Genomic DNA, 18,626 nt, shown 5'->3' on the forward strand with positions numbered 1-18,626 from the left:
TGACATCGCCCGCGGCCATGGCAGGTTTTGCCATCGTCAGGCACTCCAGGCCGGCCTTGTCGAGTCCGAAGGCCTTGTCGGACGAACCGGGCACCGTGCGGAACGCCACGTTCAGGCGGTTCCAGGTGTTGATCGCACCCACCAGGAAAGTGAGATCGGACAGTTCCTTCTCGGAATACTGCGTGCACACGCGTTCATAGATTTCATCCGGCACGCCTTGCGCGGAGAGCTGGGTCACTGCCTCCGTCCAGGCTAGCGCGGCGCGCTCGCGCGGTGTGAACAATGTCGATTCGCGCCAGATCGCCACGTGGTGGAGACGCAGTTCGCGCTCGCCATGGATCTTGGCCTGCTTGATGTGCATGTCGACGCAGAACGCGCAATCAGTCGATGACGCTCACAATGCTGTGTATCCCCTCACGTGCCATCTTTGCGTAAGGGCAGAGACGCTCGGTATCCCGGACAAGCTCTTCGGCAACGTGCCGTTCCACACCCGGCATGCGAATGCGGATCTCCGCAATCAGCGCGTAGCCGCCGTCCATGGGATCGCGGCCGAAGGACACCTCCACCGTGACCGTGGCATTCGACACGTCAACCCGTGAACGCTTGCCGACAAGACTCAATGCCCCGTGAAAGCAAGCCGCATAGCCTGCGGCGAACAGCTGCTCCGGATTGGTACCGCTGCCCGGACCGCCGAGTGCCGCGGGCAGACGCAGATCGAGAATCAGATTGCCATCGTCGGATCTCGCAATACCAGATGCACGGCCATGCCCGGCCTCACCGCCCGACACCGTGACCGTCGTCGTATAGAGCGCGGTGAATCCCTGACCCCGGTACCTGTCGAGCAGAGTAAGTGGTGGAGGCTGCAACCTTTCGTTGTCGCCCATACGGTGTCTCCAGACTACCGACTTATGATTTCTGCCAGTCTTCGAAGCGGATGCGGCCAAGGCGCGCATCGCCTTCGGGCACGAGGGTGTCTTCCTTGAGTTCGGCACCGAAGTACCGCGCGGCCGGATCGGCCACGACGCGGCGAGTGTCGCCAATCGCCTGGAGATAACGCTGCACCAGGTCGCTCATCCTGAAGCGCTCCGGCCCGGCGATCTCGGCGATACCGTTGAGTGGCGCCGCAAGCGCGGCGTCGGCCACGGCGTGGGCAACATCGTCCGACGCGATAGGCTGGATCAGCGCGGACGTGAGCGTGATCGTGTCACCCTGTCCGGCCGACTGCACGATGCCGCCGAGAAATTCAAGGAACTGGGTCGAGCGGACAATCGTGAATGGAATGCCCGCCTTGCGGATCAGGGCCTCCTGTGCAATCTTGGCGCGGAAGTAGCCGCTCTGCTCGAGCTTGTCGGTACCGACGACCGACAGCGCAACATGGTGCGCCACGCTAGCCGCCTTTTCGGCTGCCGCCAGGTTGCGGCCCGATGTTTCGAAAAATTCGAGCACCGCCCGATCCTCGAACGACGGCGAGTTCGCGACATCCACTACGACCTGCGCACCTGACAGCGCTTGCGCCAGGCCCTCGCCCGTCAACGCATTGACCCCGGTGGCCGGCGAAGCGGCTACCACTTCATGGCCCTGCGCAACCAGTCGCGCCACGACCTTCTTGCCGATCAGGCCGGTGCCGCCAATGACAACAATCTTCATGATGCTTCTCCAAACAGAAGGTGGAACAAATCCACATGCATGTTAGGTAAGACGGTGGGTCCCCCACCAGACCGGCTCAGGACGCACCATGTTTCCTGTTTTGCATCAATCGAATGCGGCAGCGTACAGGCGATCGGCGTGCGCCCGGACACCCGGAGAAATGTGGAGGGGAACCAATGTTGCCGGCCGGCAACCGTGAATCTAGCGATTCACCTTCAGCCGGTATTCGCTGGGCGAGAGTCCGAAGTGTCGCTGGAAGGTCACACGCATCCGTTCCTCGCTACCGAAGCCACACGCGCGCGCGATGGCTTCGATCGGCTGGCTCAGGTCCTGCAACTGGCGCCGCGCGGCTTCCAGCCGGAAATACGCGACGCCCTTGGCTGGCGTGCGTCCGGTTTTTTCCTTGTAGACCCGCGCGAAATTACGCGGACTCATGCCGACACGATCCGCCAGTCGCTCGACAGAGAGCTCCTCGTTCGACAGGTTCTGGGTGATCCACACGTGCAACGATTCGAACATCGGCACCTGGCGGCTTTGCGTGATCAGGATCTCGCTCAACTGCGGCTGCGCACCGGGACGCTTCATGTAGACCGCCAGCTCCTTGGCCGAATTGAGCGCGACCTCGTGCCCGTAGTCGGCTTCCACCATGGCGAGTGCCAGGTCGATGCCGGTGGTGACACCGGCCGAGGTCCAGAGGTTCCGCTGCTGCACGAAGATGGCATCCGGGTCCAGGTCCACCGTGGAAAACAGCTTACGAAACCGGTCGAGCATGGCCCAGTGCGTCGTGGCGCGTCTGCCGTCGAGCAGGCCGGCGAATGCCAGCAGGAAGGCGCCGCTGCACACCGAAGCCATGCGCCGCACCGTACGGCTCGCGACGGTCAGCCACTCGATCAGCGAAGTCGAATTCCTGGCGACCTCAAGGATGATCGGCGACCCCGGCACAACAACGGTGTCGACCATCCCCAGGTCGAATGAATCGAGTGCCACTGTTTGCATCGCGGTGCCTTCCACTGTGGCGACCATGCCCCCGGAGTAACTGGCAGTGTGACACCGGTATCCCGCCATGCCGCGCTCCCGCGCGTATCTGGAAGCGGCCCAGAACACCGTCTGGGGGCCGGCAAGATCGAGCAGACTCACATCGGGATACGCCACGAACAGAATATTGCGCGGCGTGTCTTCAATGTTCTCTGGAGCGAGGGGCGGCTGATTCAGGACCATGGCAGGTAATGCAGTACTCGACGGATGCTATGTCATCTACACAATCGGGTGCAAGAGGGCCCGCCTGCGAGGCGGCGGAGTTTCCACTTGCGCACCAATCGTCGATGAAAGTCGCGTGACGTGGAGAGACGGGCTGGCAGTCTGGCAGAAAATCTGGGTTCTCTGTCATTTACGGCCTCTTGGCCAATTATTAAGATCCGAAGAGGTCGGCCAACGGCTGTATCCGGGCATGCCGGGATGGAAGAGACGGCGCTGGCCGCACAGCAATGTCCGCGCCGGACGATGACCGACACTGCGGATAAGAAGGGGAGCACTTTGGGGGAAGCAGACATAAAGCCATCGGATACACCGGAACGGAGCTTGCGGCTGAGCTTGCCAAATCGCGCGGACGCGCTGTCGGCGAGCTTTGCGGCAAGTTATGCGGGCATCATGGCGTTCATGGCTGTGGCCAGCGAGGGGAGCTTTGCCAAGGCGGGAGAGCGCCTGGGCATCGGTCGATCGGCAGTGAGCCGGAACGTACAAAAGCTCGAAACACAGCTCAGTACGCGGCTGTTCCTGCGCACCACGCGCACCACGCAGTTGACGCACGAAGGCCAGCGCTTTTTCGAGAACTGCCACCAGGGTGTCACGCACATCGTGGAAGCGATGAACGACATGCTGGAACTACGCCAGGGCCCGCCTCGCGGATTCGTGCGAATCAGCTCGACGGTGGGCTTCGGCAGGAAGGTGGTAGCCCCGCTGCTTGATAAATTCGTGCGCGCCTACCCCGATATCGCCATCGACCTGCTGCTCGACGACCGTCCCACGGATTTCGCCTCGGAACAGATCGACATCGCGTTCCGCAACGGGCGAATCGAGGATTCGAGCATCATCGCCAGGCAGCTGATTCCGATGCAGATGGCATTGTGCGCAGCGCCGTCCTACGTGGCCAGGCACGGCCTGCCACAGACGCTGGAAGACCTGCCGCAGCACGAGTGCATCAATTTCCGCTATTCCAGCGGGCGCGTGTTCGATTGGGAGTTCAAGGTCGACGGCATTGTCCGCAAGTACACGCCAGCGGCTCGCATGACCTTCAACGATGCCGACCTTGTACTGCAGGCGGTGCTGCAGGGATGGGGCATTGCGCAGATGGCCGGCTACCAAATCTGCGATCACATCGCGAGCAAAAACCTGCTGGTTGCGATGAGCAGGCACTCGCCCGACGACCGCGGGCATTACATCTGCTATCTGAGCCGGCAGCACCTGCCCACGCGAAATCGCGTCTTCATCGATTTCATGGTCGAGCACATCCGTGCGCTCGACCTGAATTGCCTGACCGAGTTCAACGCCGGAGACATTGATGCGACGGCGGAGGCGGCGTCAGCGTAGTTCTCCAGTTCAGGTGCCGCGTCTGCGCATTGGTAGTCCAGCTTCGACCACGGCGATGTGGTCGCCGTGCGTGCCGGGCATGGTGACGGCGCTGTTCGTCAAGGACCGCTTGCGCGGCTGAAGCTTGGTGGCCCTGAAACGCAGAGAAAGGGAGGGCAATTGCCGGGGCAATTGCCCTCCCTTTTTCCATGCGCGCGTGGTCGCGGCTCAACGCCGGTGCTGGCGCAGGAAATCCCACATCATCGCGCTGGCGTCGGGGCCGATGTCGCTATGGAAACCGTAGCTGGCGTCGCCACCGCTCCAGGCGTGGTCCAGCCCTTCCACCTCCACCAGCGCGACCAGGTCGCGGCTCCAGCGGCCGAAGCGGTACTCGCGGCAGCGGCCGGGTTCTTCGCCCGGCGCCGCGTCGGGCCCTGCGTCCGGAATCGCGGCAAGCCGGTCTTCCAGCTCGTTGTAGGCGAGAAACTGGCGCGCCAGCAGCCTGCCGTTGACCGGGTGCACCGCATCGTCGGCGAGGCCGTGGATCACCAGCGCCGGCATCTCGGGCCCGCCTGGCGTGACGCCAGCGGCGTCGAGCAGCCATGCCGGCTCGGCCGTGGCACCGTGCCGCATGGCGTGCAGGCCGGCGCGCGGCGTGTCGGCAGCGCCGATCACGACACCGGAATGCATCGCCACCGCGGCCACCTTGCCGGGGTAACGCAGCGCCACCACCGCGGCCATGGCCGCACCGGCGGACATGCCGGCGAGGTAGATCTCGCGCTCGCGCACATCGTGGCGCGCGGCCAGCGCATCGAGCAGTGCCGCCAGGGCCTGCGCCTCGCGCCCGCCCTCGGCGGCGCTCAGGTCGAACCACTGCCAGCAGCGCTGGACCTGCCGCCGCAGCGGCTGTTGCGGGTAAGCGACGATAAAGCCCTCCTGTTCTGCCAGCGCGTTCATGCGCGTGCCGGCACTGAGGGCATCGGGCGTCTGCCGGCACCCATGCAGCAGCACCACCACCGGCAACGGGCCGCGATGGCGCTTGGACGGGATATAGAGGTGATAGGACAGCCGCGGCACCAGTTCGCCGGGCAGCGCCGCCAGGCGCAGCCGGTGTGCCTGCCAAGTGCCGGGCAGTTCGTCCGGCGCGATGGGTGACGTGGCGGGCGACCTCGCGGGTGACCACGCGGGCGGCGTGGCGGGCGTCGTCAGGGGGGCAACAGCCGAGCGGCGTGGGCGGGCTGGCGCGTCCTGCGGACGTGACGGTGTCAGCGGGTTCAGCGAATCGAGGCGTCGCAGCCAGGACTTCACCTGAGTTTCAGTTCGGGCCTGCACCCGGCTCAGGCGCCGGAGTTGTGCGTGCCAGTCAGCGGCTAGGCTCTTGGTCATGAGGACTCCTGCTCATATGACGGAATCTCCCCCGGGGTGCCTTTGTTGTGCGTTGCAGCATACCACACCCCGGATGGACTTCCCGTGAGGCGGATGTGGCACGCGGATTGCCTTGGCGCCACGCCCGGGCCTCCCCCGCCATCGCGAAAATATTGAACACTGGAATCGAAAGAATGAAGATCGCAGCAAGTTGGCTGGCGATGCCGGCGTTTTATACTGACTTGTCGATTGCCCTTGCGTCAAAATACCCATGCCGGATCACGGCGCCCCCGCCTGTTCGCTTTGCCTTTTCCATCCCGTCTGTGGCGCAGCCGCGACGGCCGCCGCCACCGCGCCCGCCGGCACGCGCCTGCGGCCCGAGCGCCTGAGCCTGCGCGCCGGCGACTATGTCGTCCGCCAGGGACGCCCGGCATTGACGGTCTATCCGCTGCGCACGGGCAGCGCCAAGCAGGTCTACGAATCGCCGCTGGGCTGGCGCCAGGTCACCGGCTTTTCCTTGCCGGGCGATGTGCTGGGACTGGAACCGCATGAAGCGCCACAGCACGGTGCCGCGGCGATCGCGCTGCAGGACTCCGAGGTGTGCGCGGTGCCGGTCGAATCGCTGCGCGAGTTGATGGCTGCGCCGGCCTTCCGCATCGCCGCACTGGCGGTCATGCGCCGCAACGCCGAGCGCGAGCGCGTGCTGCTGGTTGCCGTGGGATCGATGAAAGCCCCGCAGCGCCTGGCCATGCTGCTGCTGGACCTTGCCGGCGAGCAGGCACGCCGCCATGGCCGGCAGGACAGCACGCTGACGCTGGCGATGTCGCGCGCCGATATCGCCAGTCTGCTGGGCCTGACGCTGGAAACGGTATCGCGGCTGCTGTCGCGCTTTGCATCGGTTGGTCTGATCGCGGTGCGCCAGCGGCGGCTGCGCATCATCGACTCCGCCGGGCTTGCCTCGATCTATGCCGACCTTGACGGCGGCGCACAGCGGCCTGCGCGCGAAGGTGATCCGGGCGCGGAATTCGCGCCCGCGATGGCGATGTGCCGGGGCCCGGCGTCCTAGCCGTCGGCGACGGCTTGCAGCCCCGGGGGTTGCGCACTCAGCGACGTTGCTGCGTGCACTCCTGCCGATACGCCTCTTCCAGCCGCTTGCGATCCGGCTGCCGCTCCAGTGTCGGATAGGTGCGGCCGTCTGCCGTGGTCACCGACGACTTGCCTTCGGACCACTGGGGCCCCTTCGGCAGCGCATCGATCTGGTCCAGCAGGCCCTGGCAGTGCTGGCGCTGCGATGCGGACAAGGTGCCACCGGGGCCTTCGACCACGGCGGTGGCTTCGTCCAGCATCCGCGGCGGCGGTGGCGCCACCATCGGCGTACCTCCGGCGGCGGCTGCGGATGCGGCAGGACTCGCTGCCCACGACGTGGCGTGCAGGGAAATTGCCACGATGGCGGCCGTCAGCAGGCCGCACTTGCAAACAAACCTCTTCAAAACCAGTACTCCAGGGGCCTGCGCAGGGCATGGCGACAGCCATGGTGCGCGGCATTGCGTTGCGGAAAAACCAGCCGTGCCTTCAGCGATCCTTGCCGTTGCCCTGGCGGCGGCCGGTACGGTTGCGCAGCAGCTCGAGCTTGAGCAGTGCGTCCGCAAGCATACTCTTAAGCCGCGCATTCTCCTCTTGCAGTTCGCGCAGCTTGCGCCCGTCGCGGGCATCGTTCTGGCTCTGGTCCCCGTAGCGCGCGCGCCATCCATAGAACGAGGCATCGCTGAAGCCATAGCGCGCGCACAGCTCGCGCACCGGCACGCCGCTGGCCGCTTCGGCCAGGTAGCTGCGGATCTGTTCTTCCGAATACCGTCTGTTCACGAATCTCTCCGCTCCACAACGGCGCCGGCGCTGGCGCAGGCAATGCCGGCCGCGCCGCCAACCGTGCCGACTCTGGCCGTACGTTAGCCCACGGCCGCGCCAAAAGGCAATTCAGTGTCTTCGCAAGGCGAGTTAAGAAAATTATCTGGATGGACGCCGCGCGCAGCGCCGCCCAAATGGCTGCCGCAAGCCACCTGCCAGCAGGCGCGCGGGCGTTTCCGGCACCTCGTCGTTCAGAAAATCCGCAAGCCTCGCCGTAGCCGCACAGGCCGTGCCGCCGTGCCGGCAACGCTGCCGACACGGCCATATTTTGCTAAGCCAATTTGGAGTCCACTTTGTTTCAGCACCGTGGCAATGGCCTGGCAAGCCGTGTCGGCCCGCACGTCGTCTTGAGCCGGCAGCGGCTGTCCCGCCGGTATAGCGAACCGGATAAGGGCGATAAAAGCAGGATTAGAAGCCTGTCATCAAATCAAGTTTCTAGGACTTTTGCAGACCATGTATTAAGATTCCTCGGCACAACTAAATTTCGCACGCTTTCGCAATGCGCCACGCGGCGCTCGCAGGAAGCGGCCCGGCAGCCCGCAGCCACCGTGAAGAGAACCGGTGTGCGGTCCCTACACTGCCGGCAAATATCAGGCCTGAAGGATCGAGGAGTCACTGCGCCAATTTGTCGACGCAAGTCGGAAATGTGGAGTCGTGCATGGCCATCCAAAGAGTCCTGTCCGGACGGCGCGGACCGATCCGGTCTGCCGCGCCGAGTGTGACGGGCGCCATTTTCCAAGCTGGCTTTGCAGTATGGGCGTCAGATTGCCGCCCCGTCGGATAAGCACGTTTCATGCTTTGCCGCGCGCTCCATTGCGCGCGGTGCTGTACGCATCGGACAGACAAGAAATCAAAAAAAGAATCATGCATCGGGAGAAGTCAGAATGCGTCACGTCAGCACCAAGCTATTACATGTCTTCGTCCTGGTGATGGAGTATCGCGACCTCAACGCGGTCGCCGCCTGTACCCAGGGACGCGTGCCCACCGTCGCTTATAGCCTGACGCGCTTGCGCGAAATCACGGGCGATCCGCTGTTCGTCAAGCGCAATGGCATGCTCGAACCGACGCCCCACGCCTTGCGCCTGGAGCAGACCGCGCGCCAGATCCTGGCCAAGTGGAACCAGCTGGTGCGCCCGGGCGAAGCGGGCATAAGCCAGCGCCGCGCGGACGGCAGACGGATTTCCATCGGCTTCTCGTCTTCGATCGGCGACCCGGTCATTACGGAAATCCTGACCACGCTGTGCGAGCAGTTCCCGCAGGACAGCTTCATCACGCGCCCCGTGATCGCCGATGCCGCGCTGGCCAGCCATCTCGATAGCGGCCAACTGGATTGCGCGTTTGTCGTAGACGGCGGCCACGACCCCGAGCGCGTGCAGCAACAGAACATCATGGCCACGCCGCGCCGCCTCGTCAGTGCCGCCCGCGAAGGCAGCCACGACGAGGGTGAAACGGACTGGATCCTGCTGCAGGAAGATTGCGAAGCCGGCAGCCCGCTGCGCGCCTTCCTGAGCCGGCAGGCCGGCACGCCCGGGCATCGCGAGACCGTGGTGCCTTCCTGGCACACGCAGATCACGCTGCTGCATGCCGCGGGAGGCATCTGCCCGGTGCTGGACTTCAACGTGCCGCTGGTCACGCGCGAGCGCAAGACACGGCTGCTGGCACCGCCGAGCAGTTTTCCCGAATGGGCCGCCCTGCATTTCTGGGCGCCGGAGCGCAGCCACGACAAGGCGGTGCTGCGCGACATCATGGAAGTCGGCAGCGCGGTGCTGCGCGATCCGCTCAAGGCCATCGACGGCCGCCGCAGCGGGCGGCCCGCGATGGCACAGGCCGAGGCGCTCGCCTGACTCGCGCAATGGCGCCGGCGCGCTAGTCGCCGATCCGTCAACGCATTCGATGCGCCGCGAGGCGCTGGCCCCTGCCGGGGCCAGCGCTTTTTTTTTTGCTGCGACACGGTGGCGACAGCGCTTTGCGAATTCTCCTACTTTCGCGCCGGGGCATAGCCAGTATCCTGCCCATGCATCGCAGCGCGCCGGCCGTCTCCCGTTTGGCCCGTCCTGCGGCGATGCATGCAGTTGTCTGGCGTCACTTGTCTGGCGCCGCCATTTCGCCGCACGTCGGCCGACGTGCGGCGTTTTCTTGAGCGCGGCGCGGCATGACGGCCGGCACGAATCTGGACCGAGGAGACCCGATGGCATTGAGGATCCTGCTTGCCGATGACCATCCGGTGGTCAGCGCGGCCGTTGCCGACCGCCTGCACACCCAGACCGGATGGGAAATCTGCGGCACAGTGACCAGCGCAACGGCACTGCTGAACAGCGTCGCGACCCTGCGGCCCGATGTCGTCGTCACCGACTATCACATGCCCTCGCAGCAGGAAGGCAGCGGGGACGGTTTGCGCATGTTGGGCGCACTGCGCCGGCGCCATCCGTCGCTGGCCGTGACCGTTCTGACCATGATCACCAACCCTCTGGTGCTGCGCTCCATCCTCGATACGCAGGTGCATGGCCTGCTGCTGAAAGACGCCCCGCTGTCGGAGCTGGTCACCATGATCAGCCGCATCCAGCGCGGCTTCCGCTACATCGGCAAGTCGGCCATGGAGATCCTGTCACAGGCCGATTCCGGCAACCCGGCGGCAAGCCATGGTGGCGCCGAGCGGCTGTCGGCGCGTGAAATGGAAGTGCTGCGGATGTACCTGGCCGGGCGCTCCGTCAGCGAGATTGCGGTCCTGCTATGCCGCAGCGTCAAGACCATCAGCCGCCAGAAGAACTGTGCCATGCACAAGCTCGGTGTCACCAACGACCGCGAGCTGTTCGAATTCGCCGCCCTCAACGGCATGCTGCTTTCCGGCTGCTGAATGGCGGGCGCCGGCACCGGCCGGCACTCAGGCCACGGCGTCAGGCTGCTCCAGCCGCGCCAGCGCATGCGCAATGCCGGTCTCCAGCTGCGCCAGCCCGCGCGACAGGTCTTGCATGGTCGAGGCCGAAACCTCGGTCAGCACATCCTCCAGGAAGGCGGAGCGCAGCGGCATCAGGCGCGCCACCAGTTGCTGCCCGGCGTGCGACAGCGTGACATGGGTCACGCGGTTGTCGCGCTCCGATGTGGTCCGCTCGACCCAGCCAAGCTCCTGCATGGCCTTGAGCTGGCGCGTCAGCGCGCCCGGATCCATGCCGACGCGGTCGGCCAGTGCCCGCTGCGCAATGGCATCCTCCTGCAGGTGCAGTACATGCAGGATCCGCCAGCGCGCCAGCGGCAGGCCGATGCACTGCTCGAATGCGGCCGCATACGCGCGGTAGGTGCGTCCGAACTGCTGCAGTACGGCTACGCTTTGTCGCTCCAGTTCCATCCGTTCTCCTCAGGGGTACACAAGCGCCATCACAGGCGCCGCAGGCGCTCACTCCGCCGCCATCGCAGGCCCCGCGGTGCGCACCAGTCTGACCGGCGGCACCCGGTGCGCGCACCAGACGCCCACCGCAGCGGCAATCCCGGCGGCCAGCAGGCCCAGGTGGATCGCGCTGACCAGCGACATGCGCGCCTGCTCCAGCAGCAAGGCGCCATTGTGCCCGGCCTGGCCCAGCTCGCCGAGCAGCGCCAGTTGCGAGGCCTTGTCGATCAGCACCTGCGGGTCTCCCATGCGCGCTGCCCACTGGCTGGCGCCGGCGGCAGCCATGGCGTGGTCGACGCCGCCGGTATAGCTGCGCGTGACCAGCGTGCCGACGATCGCCGTACCGACCATGCCGCCCACCATGCGCAGCGATTGCAGCATCGCCGTGGCAATGCCAAGGTGCTCGCGCCCGGCGGTCTGCTGCGCGAACACCGTCAGGTTGGGCATGATGAAGCCCAGCCCGAGTCCGCCCACCAGCATGATGGCGAGCAGCATCCCGTGCGGCATGGCGCGCGTGGCCTGCGACAGGGCCAGCGTGGCCAGCGCCAGCATGCCAAACCCGGCATAGAGCATCGCGTTGGGCCGGCGGATGCGGGTGATGACGCGGCCGTTGACGATGCTGCCGACCGTGATGCAGACCACCAGCGGCGTGATCAGCAAGCCCGCTTCCTTCGGCGACAGGCCAAAGCCGCCCTGGAACAGCAACGGCGCATACAGCAGCAGCGCGAACATCGTGAAGCCGGCGAACACCGACAGCTGGAACAGCGGCGCCAGTCCGGGATTGCGGAACATCTCCACCGGCAGGATCGGGTTGGCGCAGCGCCGCTCCCAGTGCCACAGCGCCACCATCGCGAGGGCCGACAGCAACAGCAAGCCACCGGTATAGGCATCGAAGCCGCGCCCGGACAGCAGTTCGACGCTCATCTGCATGGCGCCCAGGCCAAGGGCGATCAGCAAGGCCCCGACCCAGTCCACGCGCACCGGCCCGCTGTGCGCCTGCTGGCGCAGGTGCGGCAGGTAGCGCCAGGCAAACCACAGGCCCAGCACGCCGACCGGCAGGTTGACATAGAACACCGCGCGCCAGCCGTACCACTCGGTCAGCACGCCGCCCAGCGACGGTCCGATGGCATTGGCGATACCGAATGCCGCACTCAGCATCACCTGCCAGCGCAGCCGCACATGCGAGTCGGGAAACAGGTCGGCAATGCAGGCGAAAGCCGTGCCCACCAGCATGCCGCCGCCGATGCCCTGCAGCGCTCGCGCCAGCACCAGGAACGGCATGCTGCTCGCGAGCCCGCACAATGCCGACGCGACGGTGAACACCACGATCGACGCCAGCACGAAGGGCTTGCGTCCGTAATAGTCGCCCAGCCGGCCGAAGATCGGCACGGTGATGACGGACGTCAGCAGGTACGCCGTCGCCACCCAGGCGTAGTACTCGAAGCCTTGCAGTTCCGCCACGACGGTCGGCAGCGCGGTGCCGACCACGGTCTGGTCCAGCGCCACCAGCATCACCACGAAGGACACGCCTAGCATGGCCAGCAAAGACTTGCGGAATGGCAGGACCTGGCCGGTGGCCTCACCGCTTTGTGGCTGGGGCGTCATGTGATTGCTCGATCAATCGTTGCGATGTCAATGATTATAGGACACACATCGGAGTCCGCCAGCCCTCAATACGATTATTCCGCGCCGAGATACCAGTGGCGGAACATCTCCCGTGCCGGCGCCAGGTAACTGCCGATAGGCTCCTGCCGGCCATTGGCATACCAGTGGCAGTAACAGCCATGGAATACCGCCAGCAGCGCGCGCGCCATTTCCGGTGGCAGCGGGCGCTCCGGCGTGCCAAGGGCCTCCACCAGAACCCGCACATGGCCGTTCCACCCTTCACGGATATGCTCGCGCACGCTTTGCGGCGCATTGCCTGAAAACAACAGCGCCAGCACGATCCCCTTGGTTTCCGGGTTGCGCGTGAAGTAATCGGCTACCCGCTCGAACAACTCATCCACCCGCTGCGACACGGTCAGGCCTTGCAGGTCAGCCGGGTCGAACTGCACCTCGATTTCCTGGAACAGGCTGATCGCGGCTTCCGCCAGCAGCATTTCCTTGCTGCCGAAATGCCACAGCAAGCTGCTTTTTGCCACGCCGGCGTGTGTGGAGACCTGGTCCAGCGTGACTTCGCCATAGCCGTGCTCGGCGATCAATCCCTTGGTCAGGTCAATGACGCGCTGGCGCGTTTCCAGGCCGCGGCGGTATTTGGTCGCGCCGGTTCCGCGTGCCGGCGGTGCTTTCGGTGCGGTGTCGTGGGGGCGGTCGGTGCCTGGGGCACCTTCTTCTGATGAATGCATGGCTGCGTCGGCACTGGGCCGGGGAAATGTTGAGCGCCGGCCATTTTCCCTCTCGGGATTTGCCCTAGAGGCGGCATGCTGTCCTTGACAGGCTACCACCGCCTTCACCAAACTTGAAATTGTACCGACTGTTCAGAATAAATTTAGGGGATTATGATTATGGTGAATGCAGCACAACCAACACGCCTGGAGGCGCTGCTGGCAATGCAGCAGTCAGCCTTCATGGCGTCGCCCTTCCCCTCGCTGGCGCAACGCAGAAGCGCACTGCAGCGGCTGCGCCGGGCGATTCGCGGCCATGCCCACCGGCTCGCCGCCGCCGCGGCGCGCGACTTCAGCGCGCGCGCCGACGCCGAGACTCTGATGGTCGACGTACTACCGTCGGTGCTGCATATCAACCACCTGCTGCGCGGCCTGCGGCGCTGGATGAAGCCGTCGCGCCGGCACACCGAGCTGCTGTTCCTCGGCAACGGCGCGCGCGTGATGGTCCAGCCCAAGGGCGTGGTCGGCATCGTGGTGCCGTGGAATTTCCCGGTCTACCTCGCGCTGGGCCCGCTGGCGACCGCGCTGGCCGCCGGCAACCGCTGCATGGTGAAGACCTCCGAATACGCGCCGCACACCTCGGCCGCGCTGCGCGCGCTGCTGGCCGAAGCCTTCGATGAAGACGAGGTGGCCGTGGTCGAGGGCGATGCCGCGGTGGCACGCGCCTTCACCAGCCTGCCGTTCGACCATATCGTCTTCACCGGCTCGCCCGAGGTGGGCCGCCACGTCATGCGAGCCGCCGCCGACAACCTGACCCCCGTGACGCTGGAACTGGGCGGCAAGTCGCCGGCAATCGTTTCCCGCAGCGCGGCGCTGGCGACGGCGGCCACGCGCATCGCCCATGGCAAGACCCTGAACGGCGGCCAGATCTGCGTCGCGCCCGACTACGCGCTGGTGCCGGAAGAGCTTGCCGGCGCTTTCGCCGAAGCAGTGCTCGCCGCCGCGGCCCGCATGCATCCACAGGGCAGCGACGACTACACGGCCGTCATCCACGACGACGCGCTGGCCCGCCAGCGGGCGCTGCTCGACGATGCCCGCGCGCACGGCGCGCGGATCCTCGCCGCGGCGATGCCGGCGGACGGACGGCGCCTGCCCCTGCACGTGGTGCTTGGGGTCACGCCGCAGATGCGCCTGGCGCGAGAGGAAATCTTCGGGCCGATCCTGCCGGTCATGACCTACCGCACCTTCGACGAGGCCATCGTCTGCGTGCAGCGCGGCACGCGGCCACTGGCGCTGTACTACTTCGGCCATGACAAGGCCGAGACCGGTCCGCTGCTGGAGCGCACCCACGCCGGCGGCGTCACGCTCAACGACTGGGGCTGGCATGTGGTCAACCACGACCTGCCCTTCGGCGGCACCGGCACCTCCGGCATGGGCAACTACCACGGCGCCGAAGGCTTCCGCGAGCTGTCGCACGCCAAGGCGGTGTTCAGCGAGCGCCGCTGGTTCCCGATCACGCTGTTCCACCCGCCATACGGCGGCCGGATCCAGCGGCTCGCTCTGCGCCTGTTTCTCGGCAAGCCGCATTCGTCCGCCGCGGATGCTCCCCTGCCTTCCGGCACGAAGGCGGTTCCGCCGGCCACGCCCCGCTGAGCCACACGCCCGCCGGCCATCATCGATACGCCGGCGACGGCTGCCTGCTTCCCCGACAACGACCCTACCAAGCAACACTGGAGACTTTATGCTTCGCAAGTCCGCCGCTTCCGCGATCTCCATCGCGTGCGCCCTGCTGCTGCCGCTGCCCGCCGTCGCCGGCGTAGCGCCGGTAGCTCCGGGCGATGCCACCGCGGCCACGCGCCAGGCCAACGCCGAGGTGCTGAAGCACCTGCCCTTCGCCAACCGGCAGGATTTCGAGGACGCGCGCCGCGGCTTTATCGGCACTATCGAGCGCGGCGAGATCCGCGACGCCAGCGGCCGCGTCGTCTGGAACCTAGACGCCTACGCCTTCCTGAAGGACGACGCCGCGCCGGCCTCGGTCAATCCGAGCCTGTGGCGCCAGGCGCAGCTCAACCTGCACCATGGCCTGTACCGCGTGACCGAGCGCATCTACCAGGTGCGCGGCTTCGACCTGTCCAACATGACCGTGGTGGAAGGCGACACCGGCCTCATCATCATCGACCCGCTGCTCACCGCCGAAACCGCGCGCGCCGCGCTCGACCTGTACTACAAGCACCGCCCGAAGAAGCCGGTCGTCGCGGTGATCTATACCCACAGCCACGCCGACCACTTCGGCGGCGTCAAGGGCGTGGTCAGCGAAGACGACGTCAAGGCCGGCCGCGTCAGGATTATTGCCCCCGAAGGCTTCATGGAAGAAGCCGTCAGCGAGAACATCTACGCCGGCAACGCCATGAGCCGGCGCGCGCAGTACATGTATGGGCCGCTGCTGCCTAAGGGGCCGCGCGGGCAGGTCGACGCGGGGCTGGGCAAGACGGTGTCGCTCGGCACCGTCACGCTGATCCCGCCCACCGACCTGGTCGGCAAGACCGGCGAGACCCGCACCATCGACGGCGTGCAGATCGAATTCCAGATGGCTCCCGGCACCGAGGCGCCGGCCGAGATGCTGATGTACTTCCCGCAGTTGAAGGCCCTGTGCGCTGCAGAGGACGCCACCCACACGCTGCATAACCTCTACACCATCCGCGGCGCGCAGGTGCGCGACGCCAACCAGTGGTGGCGCGCGCTGGACGAGACCGCAGACCGCTACGGGCATCGCACCGAAGTGGTCTTTGCCCAGCATCACTGGCCGATGTGGGGCCAGCAGAACATCCTCGCGTACCTGGGCAAGCAGCGCGACGGCTACAAGTACATCCATGACCAGTCGCTGCGGCTGGCCAACCAGGGCTACACCATGACCGAGATCGCGGAAATGGTGAAGCTGCCGCCGTCGCTGGCCAGCCAGTGGGACCTGCGCGACTACTACGGCACCGTGAACCACAATGCCAAGGCCATCTACCAGCGCTATCTCGGCTGGTACAGCGGCAATCCGGCCGACCTGCACCCGCTGCCGCCCGAGCAGTCCGCGCAGCGCTACGTGCGATTCATGGGCGGCGCCGACAAGGCGCTGGAGCAGGCGCGCGCCTCGTACGCGCAAGGCGACTACCGCTGGGTGGCCGAGGTGGTCAAGCATGTGGTCTTCGCCGATCCGAAGAACCAGGCGGCACGCAAGCTGCTGGCCGACGCGCTCGAGCAGATGGGCTACCAGGCCGAATCCGCAGCCTGGCGCAGCGCCTACCTGGTGGGCGCCTACGAGCTGCGCAACGGCGTGCCGAAGACGCAGTCCACGCAGACCGCCAGTCCCGACATGGTCCGCGCGATGACCGACACCATGTTCCTGGACTTCCTCGCCGTGCGCCTGAACAGCGAACGCGCGGCCGGCAAGCTGGTGAAGATCAACTGGGTCCAGCCCGACACCGGCAAGCGATACGCCCTGTCCGTCGACAACTCGGTCTTCATGTATCGCGCGGAACGCCAGCACGCCGACGCACAGGTCACGCTGACCGCGCCGCGCGCAGTGCTGGTCGGCGCGCTGCTTGGCCAGACCACGCTGCAGGCGGCAACGGCTGCCGGGCAAGCAAAGCTTGACGGCGATCCCGCCGCGCTGCAGACGCTGTTCGGCATGCTCGACAAGTTCGACCCGCAATTCGAGATCGTGGCGCCGTGATACCCGCCGACGGCGCGCGACTTTCTCCGCTTTCAAACCCTGCTTGACCAAGGCACCATGACCACGAAACCCTGGCTCGCCAGCTATGGCGACATCCCCGCCGAGATCGATGCGGACACGCCCCGTTCTCTGACCGCACTGCTGGATACCGCGCTGCGCCAGCATGCCGACCGGCCCGCCTTCACCTGCCTCGGGCAGACCGTCAGCTACGCCGGTCTCGACGCGCAGTCGCGCGACTTCGCCGCCTATCTGCAGTCCGAACTCGGCGTGCGCAAGGGGGACCGCATCGGCGTGATGCTGCCCAACCTCATCGCCTTCCCGATCGCCCTGATCGCGATCGCGCGCATCGGTGCGGTGCAGGTCAACATCAACCCGATGTACACGGCGCGCGAGCTCGAGCATCAGCTCAACGACGCGGGGGTCGAGATCCTGGTGGCCTACAGCGGCATCAGTGCCACCGTCGCAGAAGTGATGGCGCGGACCCCGCTCAGGACCATCGTCACCGCCGGACCCGGCGACGGCACCGGGGCGGCGTTGCCGTCGCCGCCGGTCGATCCCCGGCTGGCGCAGGCAATCGCCTTCGACGCAGCCGTCGCCCAGGGTCGTGCGCTGCCGCTGCAGGCCGTGGAAATCGAAGGCAACGACCTGATCTTCCTGCAATACACCGGCGGCACCACCGGCGTGTCAAAGGGCGCGGCGCTGTCGCACCGCAACCTCGTCGCCAACGTGGCGCAGTTCAAGGCGATGGTGACGGACAACCTGGTCGACGGCAAGGAAGTGGTCGTGACCGCGATCCCGCTGTATCACATCTTCGCGCTGATGGTGAACTTCATCACCTTCTTCACGGTCGGGGCGCGCAACTGGCTGGTGCCGAACCCGCGCGACATGGATGCCTTCATCGACGTGCTCAAGGCCTCGCGCTGCACCGTGCTGACCGGGGTCAACACGCTCTACGCCGGCCTGGTTGCGCACCCGCGCATCGGCGAGGTCGACTTCTCGTCGCTGCGCCTGGCCGCGGGCGGCGGCGCGGCCATCGTGCCGGCCACCTCGCAGCGGTGGAAGGCGCTGACGGGTGTCTTCATCCGCGAGGGCTATGGCCTGTCAGAGACTAGCCCGATCGTCAGCTTCAATCCACCGACGGCCGAAGCCTTCAACGGCACCACCGGCCTGCCGCTGCCGTCCACCGATATCCGGCTGCTGGGCGACGACGACCGTGACGTGCCGCCCGGCGCGGCGGGCGAAGTCTGCGTCAAGGGGCCGCAGGTCATGCGCGGCTACTGGAACAAGCCAGGCGCCAACGCCGATGCGTTCACCGCCGATGGCTACTTCCGTACCGGCGACATCGGCATGCTGACCGAACAGGGCTACCTGAAGATCGTCGACCGCAAGAAGGACATGGTGATCGTCTCCGGATTCAACGTGTTCCCCAACGAGATCGAGGCCGTGGTCAGCGACTGTCCCGGCGTGATCGAATGCGCGTGCGTGGGTATCAGCGACGGCCACTCCGGCGAAGCACTGAAAGTCTACGTGGTGATGGCCGCCGGCGCGACGCTGGATGCAGCGGCATTGCAGGCGCATTGCCGCGGGCAACTGACCGGATACAAGGTGCCGAAATCCTTCGAATTCGTCGAGGCACTGCCGAAGTCGACAGTAGGCAAGGTGTTGCGACGGGAGCTGCGGCCCCGGGCGTGAAGCCAGTTTGCAAGCAACGCCAACC

General features: G+C 66.1%; 16 protein-coding genes and 1 pseudogene. 7 read left to right on the plus strand and 10 right to left on the minus strand.

Going from position 1 to position 18,626, the window contains the following annotated elements; all coding sequences use genetic code 11:
- Window positions 1–43: 43 nt before the first annotated feature.
- From IPF36_RS20720 to IPF36_RS20735, 4 genes and pseudogenes are all read right to left on the minus strand, one after another.
- A pseudogene (locus tag IPF36_RS20720) lies at window positions 44–379 on the minus strand (carboxymuconolactone decarboxylase family protein); the annotation flags it as partial.
- Window position 380: 1 nt separating this feature from the next.
- Complete coding sequence (locus IPF36_RS20725) at window positions 381–884, minus strand: Ohr family peroxiredoxin (protein WP_195429910.1); 504 nt, start codon at window positions 882–884, stop codon at window positions 381–383.
- 22 nt (window positions 885–906) lie between these two features.
- On the minus strand, window positions 907–1,647 hold the full coding sequence (locus IPF36_RS20730; protein ID WP_195429913.1) for an SDR family oxidoreductase: 741 nt from the start codon (window positions 1,645–1,647) through the stop codon (window positions 907–909).
- Window positions 1,648–1,848: 201 nt separating this feature from the next.
- The gene (locus IPF36_RS20735; RefSeq protein WP_195429914.1) at window positions 1,849–2,865 is read right to left on the minus strand and encodes a GlxA family transcriptional regulator; all 1,017 of its coding nucleotides are present in this window, start codon (window positions 2,863–2,865) and stop codon (window positions 1,849–1,851) included.
- A 330-nt stretch (window positions 2,866–3,195) separates the two neighbouring features.
- On the opposite strand from IPF36_RS20735, the gene IPF36_RS20740 reads away from it, so the two are divergent.
- Window positions 3,196–4,233, plus strand: coding sequence for a LysR family transcriptional regulator (locus tag IPF36_RS20740; RefSeq protein WP_368671180.1), 1,038 nt, complete (start codon window positions 3,196–3,198; stop codon window positions 4,231–4,233).
- 207 nt (window positions 4,234–4,440) lie between these two features.
- Here the strand turns inward: IPF36_RS20740 and IPF36_RS20745 are convergent, their stop codons facing one another.
- Window positions 4,441–5,598: a PHB depolymerase family esterase gene (locus IPF36_RS20745; RefSeq protein ID WP_195429916.1), complete on the minus strand. Its 1,158-nt coding sequence runs from the start codon at window positions 5,596–5,598 to the stop codon at window positions 4,441–4,443.
- Between the two features lie 250 nt (window positions 5,599–5,848).
- Between IPF36_RS20745 and IPF36_RS20750 the strand changes: the two genes are divergently transcribed.
- On the plus strand, window positions 5,849–6,643 hold the full coding sequence (locus IPF36_RS20750; protein ID WP_135703120.1) for a Crp/Fnr family transcriptional regulator: 795 nt from the start codon (window positions 5,849–5,851) through the stop codon (window positions 6,641–6,643).
- A gap of 37 nt (window positions 6,644–6,680) precedes the next feature.
- On the opposite strand, the gene IPF36_RS20755 is transcribed toward IPF36_RS20750, so the two are convergent.
- Complete coding sequence (locus IPF36_RS20755; RefSeq protein ID WP_240745861.1) at window positions 6,681–6,947, minus strand: hypothetical protein; 267 nt, start codon at window positions 6,945–6,947, stop codon at window positions 6,681–6,683.
- Between the two features lie 202 nt (window positions 6,948–7,149).
- Complete coding sequence (locus IPF36_RS20760) at window positions 7,150–7,440, minus strand: transposase (RefSeq protein ID WP_158577668.1); 291 nt, start codon at window positions 7,438–7,440, stop codon at window positions 7,150–7,152.
- Window positions 7,441–8,366: 926 nt separating this feature from the next.
- Here IPF36_RS20760 and IPF36_RS20765 point away from each other — a divergent pair.
- Window positions 8,367–9,326 carry a LysR family transcriptional regulator gene (locus tag IPF36_RS20765; RefSeq protein WP_135703121.1) on the plus strand — a complete coding sequence of 320 codons (960 nt, stop codon included), beginning with the start codon at window positions 8,367–8,369 and terminating at the stop codon, window positions 9,324–9,326.
- Between the two features lie 344 nt (window positions 9,327–9,670).
- Window positions 9,671–10,336 (plus strand): response regulator, encoded by a 666-nt coding sequence (locus IPF36_RS20770; protein ID WP_195429918.1) that lies wholly within the window; start codon window positions 9,671–9,673, stop codon window positions 10,334–10,336.
- Window positions 10,337–10,363: 27 nt separating this feature from the next.
- Here IPF36_RS20770 and IPF36_RS20775 read toward each other — a convergent pair whose 3' ends face one another.
- From IPF36_RS20775 to IPF36_RS20785, 3 genes are all read right to left on the minus strand, one after another.
- Window positions 10,364–10,825, minus strand: a complete 462-nt coding sequence (locus IPF36_RS20775; protein WP_133095819.1) for a MarR family winged helix-turn-helix transcriptional regulator — start codon at window positions 10,823–10,825, stop codon at window positions 10,364–10,366.
- Window positions 10,826–10,873: 48 nt separating this feature from the next.
- Window positions 10,874–12,469, minus strand: a complete 1,596-nt coding sequence (locus IPF36_RS20780; protein ID WP_195429920.1) for an MFS transporter — start codon at window positions 12,467–12,469, stop codon at window positions 10,874–10,876.
- A 74-nt stretch (window positions 12,470–12,543) separates the two neighbouring features.
- Entirely contained in the window at window positions 12,544–13,209 is a 666-nt protein-coding gene (locus IPF36_RS20785; protein WP_135703124.1) for a TetR/AcrR family transcriptional regulator, read from the minus strand.
- Between the two features lie 159 nt (window positions 13,210–13,368).
- Between IPF36_RS20785 and IPF36_RS20790 the strand changes: the two genes are divergently transcribed.
- The 3 genes from IPF36_RS20790 (at window position 13,369) to IPF36_RS20800 (ending at window position 18,601) form a co-directional block, all read left to right on the plus strand.
- Entirely contained in the window at window positions 13,369–14,841 is a 1,473-nt protein-coding gene (locus IPF36_RS20790; RefSeq protein ID WP_205751621.1) for a coniferyl aldehyde dehydrogenase, read from the plus strand.
- Between the two features lie 88 nt (window positions 14,842–14,929).
- Window positions 14,930–16,909: an alkyl/aryl-sulfatase gene (locus IPF36_RS20795; RefSeq protein ID WP_195429930.1), complete on the plus strand. Its 1,980-nt coding sequence runs from the start codon at window positions 14,930–14,932 to the stop codon at window positions 16,907–16,909.
- A 57-nt stretch (window positions 16,910–16,966) separates the two neighbouring features.
- Window positions 16,967–18,601 carry an AMP-binding protein gene (locus IPF36_RS20800; RefSeq protein ID WP_135703127.1) on the plus strand — a complete coding sequence of 545 codons (1,635 nt, stop codon included), beginning with the start codon at window positions 16,967–16,969 and terminating at the stop codon, window positions 18,599–18,601.
- The last annotated feature ends 25 nt before the right edge of the window (window positions 18,602–18,626 follow it).

This window comes from Cupriavidus sp. IK-TO18, assembly GCF_015549295.1.
GTDB lineage: Bacteria > Pseudomonadota > Gammaproteobacteria > Burkholderiales > Burkholderiaceae > Cupriavidus > Cupriavidus oxalaticus_A.